The sequence below is a fragment of the Herbaspirillum sp. C7C8 genome, assembly GCF_022627875.1.
Taxonomy (GTDB): Bacteria; Pseudomonadota; Gammaproteobacteria; order Burkholderiales; family Burkholderiaceae_D; genus Herbaspirillum.
In genome coordinates this window covers 102,351-109,891 of record NZ_JABXGG010000018.1, presented here as the reverse complement: position 1 = coordinate 109,891, position 7,541 = coordinate 102,351, and the positions used below count along the sequence as shown (strand labels likewise).

Genomic DNA, 7,541 nt, shown 5'->3' with positions numbered 1-7,541 from the left:
CGCTTCGTGTGTCGCGTCAGCAGGGGGCGAACTATAGCAATGCCCTCCACACCACGCAAGCACTTTTTGAAAAATAAGCGAAAATAATTTAGCAAGAGCGCTCCACGCGCTTTCAAGATTCGCTCAAGGCCCTTTACCGGCGCCGGTTTCCAGCCGATATGAAGAAATGCGAAATCATTCAGAAAAAAGGGCCGCCCTGACGGGCGGCCCTTTTTACCGACCAAAATGATTCAAATGGTTAGTGAATTTTCTTGCGTACTTACAGGCTCTGTCATCCCGCCTTCACCGTCAATTCGCTCTTGACGTCCCTTACGCCATCGATCCCGGCGACCAACTGCAAGGCATGCTGCCCCAGTTCGGCGCTGGGGACCGATCCCTTCAGGGTGACCACGCCCTCCTTGGTGATGACCTTGATCTTCATGGAAGAGATCTGCTTGTCCTCAACCAGCGCCGCCTTCACCTTTGCGGTGATGACGGAGTCATCTATATAAGCACCGGCTTTCTGGGCGGAAGGTGCATGGGCGCTACCGGAATCGGCTGCCTGGACTGCGGGCGCAACAGCGGCCATGGTGAGGGTGGCGGCCAGCAATCGTGCTGCAAGTGAGGATGTGTTCATGGCGTTCTCCTTGTTGAACTGAGGTAATCGCGGCATTGCCTTTTACTTCATCTATATAGGCAACTCTGACTGGCCACTTCGCAAGGGCCATGCCAAGTCTTCATTTTGCCAATGAAATCAGTGACTTATCGTAGCGACTCCGGCCCGCCCCGCTACTGATGAGCAGACAAACCCGCGTTTTTCGTCGGCCTGCCGCGACACCAGGCGGCGCGGCCGCGCGCAAGTCCTTGATTTCAAACGACTCCATCCTGTCGCTCCAGCGCGACCGGCTCTTCGCCGCCCCTGAAGCGGCGCGGATCCAATCCGTTCTTCTGCAGCAGGCGGTAGAACTCGGTGCGGTTGCGATCAGCCAGCCGGGCCGCATCCGAGACGTTGCCATCAGTCAACTTCAGTAATCGCACCAGATAATCGCGCTCGAACTTCTGCTTGGCCTCGGCATAGCGCAACAGATCCAGGGTCGGCACCCGCAAGGCCCGCTGCACCAGAGAAGCCGGAATCAGCGCTGCAGTCGACAGCGCACAAACCTGCTCGACCACGTTGTAGAGCTGGCGCACATTGCCCGGCCAATGCGCCAGACTCAGCACCTCCAGCGCGTCCGGCGCAAAACCGGTCAGCCGCTTGGGGTACCGGGCAGCGATGGTCTTGAGGAAATGATTGGCCAGCAAGGGGATATCCTCGCGTCGCTCCTCCAGCGGCGGCAGGCTGAGGGTGACCACATTGAGCCGGTAGTACAGATCGGCGCGGAACTGCCTCTGGTTCATGGCCAGATCCAGATCGCGGTGCGTCGCCGAGATCACCCGCACATCCACTGCGGTGGCCTCGTTGGCGCCGACCTGCCGTACGGTCTTTTCCTGCAGTACCCGCAACAGCTTGACCTGAAGGGCCAGTGGCATATCGCCGATTTCGTCGAGAAACAGGGTGCCGCCATCAGCGGCCTGGAACAAACCTTCACGATGCTCCACAGCCCCCGTAAATGCGCCCTTCACGTGGCCGAACAACTCGGACTCCAGCAACTGTTCCGGAATGGCCCCGCAATTGACGGCGATGAACGGTTTGTCAGCGCGCGGACTGGCGCGATGGATGGCGCGGGCCAGCAATTCCTTGCCCGTCCCGCTATCACCTCGAATGAGGATGCTGGCATCAGAGGCCGCCACCAGCCGCGCCTCGGCCAGCAACTCGTCGATGCGCTGGCTGCGGCTGATGATATCGGCGCGCCAGACTTCGTCCGGTGCGTCTTGGGCCGGGGCGGACAGGCTCAGGGCCTGCGCCACCTTGTCCAGCAGGACATGACCGTCAAAGGGCTTGGTGAGATAGGCGAACGCGCCCTTGGTCGTGGCCTCGACGGCATCGGGGATGGTCCCATGCGCAGTCAGCAGGATCACCGGCAAGGCGGGATACCGGCTGCGGATCTCGGCAAACAGGGCCAGTCCATCCATGCCGGGCAGCCGCACATCGGTGACTACCAGCGCCGGCAGCGCAATGGCCAGCTGGGCCAGGGCGGCCTCGGCGCTTTCCACGGCCAGGATACGGTAGCCGCTGGCGTTCAGGCGCAGCGTCAACAGGCGCAGCAGGTCGGGATCATCGTCGACCAGCATCAGGGGGGCAGTCTTTCCCATCGGGACTCCAGTTCCAGTAAAGGGAACGGCCCCGACGGGATGGCGCCGTCCCGGTCCTCAGGGACTCAGGTCACTTGCCGCCAGCCGGCAGGGTCCGTTCGATGTTCTTGAGCGCTTCCAGCTTGTCGTTGAGCTGATCGACCTTGCGCTGCGCTTCCTTCAGTTGTACCGAAGACTTCTCGGCAACGTCGGCCACGCGGCGCAGGTCGGAATAATGACCAACCAGCAACTGCACCAAAGGCTTGAGCTTCTCCGCTTCGACGCTGCGATCGGCCATGACGTTCCATAGCTGCGCTTCGGCCTTGGCCAGATCGATGGCATCGCGGGTCAGCGACAGCGCCATGGCGCGGCGCACGTTGGTCGCCGGGCCGGCCGGATAGGTGTTGAGGCGCTGCAACTCACGCGCCAGTTCAGCCGGTGTCATCTTGCGCAGCTGGGCGTTGTAGGCCAGCAGCTCGTCGATGTTGCTGCTGGAATGAATCATTTGCACGGTGGAAGTCGGGGCCAACTGCTGCCCCGCACATGCAGCCAGCAGGACGGAGCAGGCCAGGATCAGGATTTTATTTTTCATCAGGCAACTCGATTCGGAAATGGGCCCCACCCTCGCGCGGGACCAGATACACCTTGCCACTATGCGCCTGCACGTACTCGCGCACCACGGACAGACCGATGCCATTGCCGCGACGGGCACCGGTGGGCTGGTGCAGACCCTGGTAGAACGGTTCGAAGATGCGCGCCGCATCGGTGGGTGCCACACCGGGCCCCTGGTCCAGGCATTCCACCCGCACCATGCCCGGCAGCTCGGTCAGCAGGAAACGGATGAAACCGCCCTGCGGGCTGAAGCGCACGGCATTGGAGAGCAGGTTGGCCAGTACGATGGCCATCTTCTCGGGATCGACCACCACGGTGCGGGCGGCCCCCTCGATTTCCACCTTCAGCTGGCGCGCCAGCCATTGCAGCCGCTGGTCATCGATCACCTTGTGTAACAGCGCGCGCAGGTCCACCGGTACCGGATGGATGCGCTGGGCATCGAAGGAAACTTCGTTATAGCGCAGCAGGTCCTCGATCTGGGTCTGCAGCGACTGGGTATTCTGGCGCAGGATGCGGGCGATCTCGCGCTGGTTGTCGGTGAGCTGTCCGGCCACGCCATCGTCGAGCAGAGCCGCACCTTCGCAGAGGGCGGCCAGCGGCGTCTTCAGCTCATGGGAGACGTGCCGCAGGAAGCGCGATTTCTCGGCCTCCAGGTCGGCCAGGCGCTGGCGCAACCAGTCCAGTTGCTGGCCCAGGCGACGAATGTCAGCGGGGCCGCGCACGTCGATGGGCTGGTCGAAGCGATTGTCGCCCAGGCGTCCGATGGCCTGCTCCAGCCGCGCCATCGGCCGCGAGAGCCACAATCCGAAGCAGAAGGCCAGCAGGACGGCCAGCACGATGGCCCCCACCACCTGAATGGTGAGCAGCTGACGTTGCTGTTCCAGCGCGGCCGACAGCGCATTGTTGCGGCGATCCACCTCGCGCCGGCTCTCCAGCGCGATGCGTTCATTGAGCGCAGGCAGGCGGGCAAAGTCCTGGAACAGCTTGGCCTGCTCCTCCTTGTCCTTGCGCGAATCGGCCTCCAGCACGCCGGCGGCCTCGTCCACGGACAGCCCCCACTGGCTGAACAGCTCGCGCGGCGCCATCGGCAGCGAATCCGACAATTCCCCCAGCGCCTGCCGCGCCTGCTCGCGCGCCTCGTTGAAGCGGTCACGGAAGGCGGGGTCATCCAGCACCAGATACTGGCGCGCGCTGCGCTCCATGGCCACGGTCCGCTCGGCCAGGCGTTGCGCCGATTCGGTCAGCTGCACGGCCTGGCGCGCGGTCTCGCGGCTGTTGGCCGACATGCGGTCCAGCGTGAAGAGGGCGTGGATGGAGGCGCCGCTGAGCAGCGCGGCGATCAGCAGGAAGGCCGCCAGCAGCAACTGCCGGAACGACAGTCCCAGGTAGCCGGGCTTGCGGTCGGCTGGCGACTGGGGCGAATGAGTGTGCTCGATGGCGTTGAACATGCGATTGATCTCGGTCCCACAAGACTTGCCTGGTTATCCGGGGGCTCAGCCCTCCGGCCCGGAACATGCCGACGGGCAATGTCGGCCACGCTGTTGCGGGCACACATTGTAATCATTTGTCGGCCCGCCTGCGATGCGGCGGCATTTCCTGATGGCAATCTCCGGGCCCGGTACCGGTGTCAGTTCTGCGGGCCGAGGAAATCCAGCAGCATCAGTGCCACCACCTTGGTGGCCTTCCTGAGGTCTTCCAGAGTCAGGTTCTCGTCGGCCTGCTTGGCGTTGGATTCCATGAGCGTACGCGGCCCGGCACCGAACAGCACCACCGGAATGCCGGCTTCGCCATACAGGCGGGCATCGGTGTAGAGCGCCGAACCATTGGTGGTGAGCGTCTCGCCCATGACCTGCTCGGCATTGCGCAGCAGGCTCTCCACCAGCTTCTCGTGACCGGGCAGCGGACGCAATGCACGCGCCAGCAGCAGGCGGCGAATCTCCACGCGAATGCCCGGCAGGCCCGCCACTGCATCGTCGATCAGCTTGCGCACACCGGCTTCGACCTGTGCCGGGTCTTCCTCGGGAATCATGCGGCGGTCCATCTTCAGCACCACCTTGCCCGGCACCACGTTGGTATTGGTGCCGCCATCGATGCGACCGACGATCATGGTCGGATGGCTGATGCCGGGGATGGACGAGCGGATCTCCTTCAAGCCCGGCAGTGCACCGTAGATGGCATTGAGAATGGCGTTGGCCGCCTGCAGGGCATCATGGCCGGTCTCGGGCATGGAGCCGTGGGTGGCCCGACCATGCACGGTCACCTCGAACTGCAGGCAGGCATTGTGCGCGGTCACCACGTTGTAGCTGAAGCCGGCCGCCAGCACGTAATCCGGACGGGTCAGCTGCTGTTCCAGCAGCCAGCCCGGGCCGAGCACGCCGCCGAATTCCTCGTCATAGGTGAAGTGCAGCTCGACCGCGCCGCGCAGTGCAGCACCCAGCGACTCCAGCGCGCGGGTGGCGAAGAGGTAGCTGGCGAAGTCGCTCTTGGAGACGGCCGCGGCACGGCCATAGATGCGGCCATCGGCCACCTCGCCGCCATAGGGATCGCGGGTCCAGCCTTCGCCCGGCGGCACCACGTCGCCGTGGGCATTCAAGGCCAGGGTCGGACCACCGTCGCCATAGGGACGGCGCACGATCAGGTTGGTGATGCTCTGCATGCCGTAGTCACGCACCTGCTCGGCCGGCACCGCATGCTTCTCGGCCTGCCAGCCCCAGGTCTGGACCAACGCGGCCACCGCATCGGCGTGGGGAGCATTGTTGCCGGGTGGCGTGTCCGTGGGAATGCGGATGAGTTGCTGGAGTACGCCGACTTCTTCCTCGAAATGCTGATCGATCCATGCGCACAGGCGCTCCGACAACTGCTGTTTGGACATGCTTGCCACTCCGTGATCAAAAACCGCCAGCCACGCCGGCGCAAACCGCCATCATAGCGCAGCCGCCCGGCGCGTGGCCGCCTCCTGCGTACTCCCACGTTCCCCGCTATCATTGACCGCCCTGTCTCAACGCCAGAACCCAACGAACCCATGCCCTCACAACCCTCCGCCTCCGGCGCTCCTGCTCCTCACATCGTCATCGCCGGCGAGGGCTTGCCTCCCGAGCAGCGCGGCCGCGCCATCCTGGCGCTGGGCATCGCGGTGGGCCTGGCCACACTCGATACCGCCATCGCCAACACCGCCCTGCCCGCCATGGCGATGGACCTCAACACCACACCGGCGGCCTCGGTCTGGATCGTCACCGCCTATCAACTGGCGATGATGGTGGCCCTGCTGCCGCTGGCGGCGCTGGGAGAGATCATCGGCTATCGCCGCATCTATGTCTGGGGACTGGTGCTCTTCACGGCCGCTTCGCTGCTGTGCGCCGTGGCCTGGTCACTGCCCACGCTGGTGATGGCGCGCTTCCTGCAGGGACTGGGCGGGGCCGGCATCATGAGCGTCAATACCGCGCTGATCCGCTTCATCTATCCCACCCGCTCGCTGGGGCGCGGCGTGGGACTCAATACCCTCATCGTGGCCATCGCCTTCACGGTCGGTCCCTCGGTGGCCTCCGGCATCCTCGCCATCGCCCCCTGGCCATGGCTGTTTGCGGTCAACGTACCGCTGGGCGTAGCGGCCGTGATCCTGGCACTGCCCTCGTTGCCGCATACCGCGCTGTCCTCGCACGCCTTCGACCTGCGCAGCGCCGTGCTCAACGCAGCCGCCTTCGGCCTGCTGATCCTGGCCATCGGCGAGGGTGCGCATCGGGCCCAGGCCAGCGTGGTGGGGCTGGAGCTGGCTGCTGCCATCCTCTGCGGACTGTTCCTGCTGCGACGCGAACTGTCGCATCCGGCGCCGATGCTGCCGGTGGACCTGTTCCGTCATCCCATGTTCACGCTTTCGGCCATTACCGCCGTATGCTCCTTTGCGGCGCAGGGCCTGGCCTTCGTCTCGCTGCCCTTCTTCTTCCACCATGACCTGGGCCGCAGCCAGGTCGAGATCGGCCTGCTGATGACACCCTGGCCGGTAGCCGTGGCCATCATGGCGCCGATTGCAGGACGCCTGTCGGACCGCTATCCGGTCGGCATCCTGGGCGGCGTCGGCCTGGCGCTCCTGTGCGCTGGACTGCTGACGATGACCTTCATGCCGGCGGCGCCCAGCGTCTGGGAGATCAGCTGGCGCATGCTGCTCTGCGGCATGGGATTCGGGTTCTTCCAGTCGCCCAATCTCAAGGCGCTCATGACCAGCGCCCCGCCCCATCGCAGCGGCGGTGCCTCCGGCATCGTGGCCACGGCGCGCCTGCTGGGCCAGAGCGTGGGCGCGGCGCTGGTAGCGCTGTGTTTCAACCTGTCGGAAACCCAGGGCTCGCGCCTGGCCCTCGGTTTCGGTGCCGCCTTTGCCGGGGTGGCCTGCATCGCCAGCTTCCTGCGTTTGCTCACCAGCAACCCTTACGCTGCTCCGCTGAAAAAATAAGTTTTTCTCAGTATTGCCCATCGCCACCACCGCCCGGATTCTCGCGCGGTGGCTGTCTTTTGTGGGGTTTCGTCAGTTTTTGTGACATCTCCATTCTAAACATTTTCCCCGCATAAACTTTACACAAGATCCCCGCTAAATTTCCTCGCCAGGCAGCGACCGAACAGCCTAAAGCCAAAGCCATTCTGTTACGATAAACCCGACAGCTCATCCATCATTACCGACTGTCACCATGAAGCCAGCCACAGAAGAACAGGCGTCCATTTCATCAGGG

6 protein-coding genes are annotated in these 7,541 nt (G+C 64.1%); 1 reads left to right on the top strand and 5 read right to left on the bottom strand.

Going from position 1 to position 7,541, the window contains the following annotated elements; all coding sequences use genetic code 11:
* Positions 1-271 precede the first annotated feature (271 nt).
* From HWE01_RS19110 to HWE01_RS19090, 5 genes are all read right to left on the bottom strand, one after another.
* Complete coding sequence (locus tag HWE01_RS19110) at positions 272-616, bottom strand: BON domain-containing protein (RefSeq protein ID WP_008333756.1); 345 nt, start codon at positions 614-616, stop codon at positions 272-274.
* Between the two features lie 233 nt (positions 617-849).
* On the bottom strand, positions 850-2,232 hold the full coding sequence (locus tag HWE01_RS19105) for a sigma 54-interacting transcriptional regulator (protein ID WP_175344413.1): 1,383 nt from the start codon (positions 2,230-2,232) through the stop codon (positions 850-852).
* A gap of 70 nt (positions 2,233-2,302) precedes the next feature.
* A complete protein-coding gene (locus tag HWE01_RS19100) occupies positions 2,303-2,803 on the bottom strand; it encodes a hypothetical protein (protein ID WP_008333760.1) in 501 nt (166 codons plus the stop codon).
* Positions 2,793-4,271: a HAMP domain-containing sensor histidine kinase gene (locus HWE01_RS19095; protein WP_241822588.1), complete on the bottom strand. Its 1,479-nt coding sequence runs from the start codon at positions 4,269-4,271 to the stop codon at positions 2,793-2,795. The genes HWE01_RS19100 and HWE01_RS19095 overlap by 11 nt, the downstream gene beginning before the upstream one ends.
* Before the next feature lie 179 nt (positions 4,272-4,450).
* Positions 4,451-5,695: a M20/M25/M40 family metallo-hydrolase gene (locus HWE01_RS19090; protein WP_241822587.1), complete on the bottom strand. Its 1,245-nt coding sequence runs from the start codon at positions 5,693-5,695 to the stop codon at positions 4,451-4,453.
* 150 nt (positions 5,696-5,845) lie between these two features.
* On the opposite strand from HWE01_RS19090, the gene HWE01_RS19085 reads away from it, so the two are divergent.
* Entirely contained in the window at positions 5,846-7,267 is a 1,422-nt protein-coding gene (locus HWE01_RS19085; RefSeq protein ID WP_008333771.1) for an MFS transporter, read from the top strand.
* Positions 7,268-7,541 lie beyond the last annotated feature (274 nt).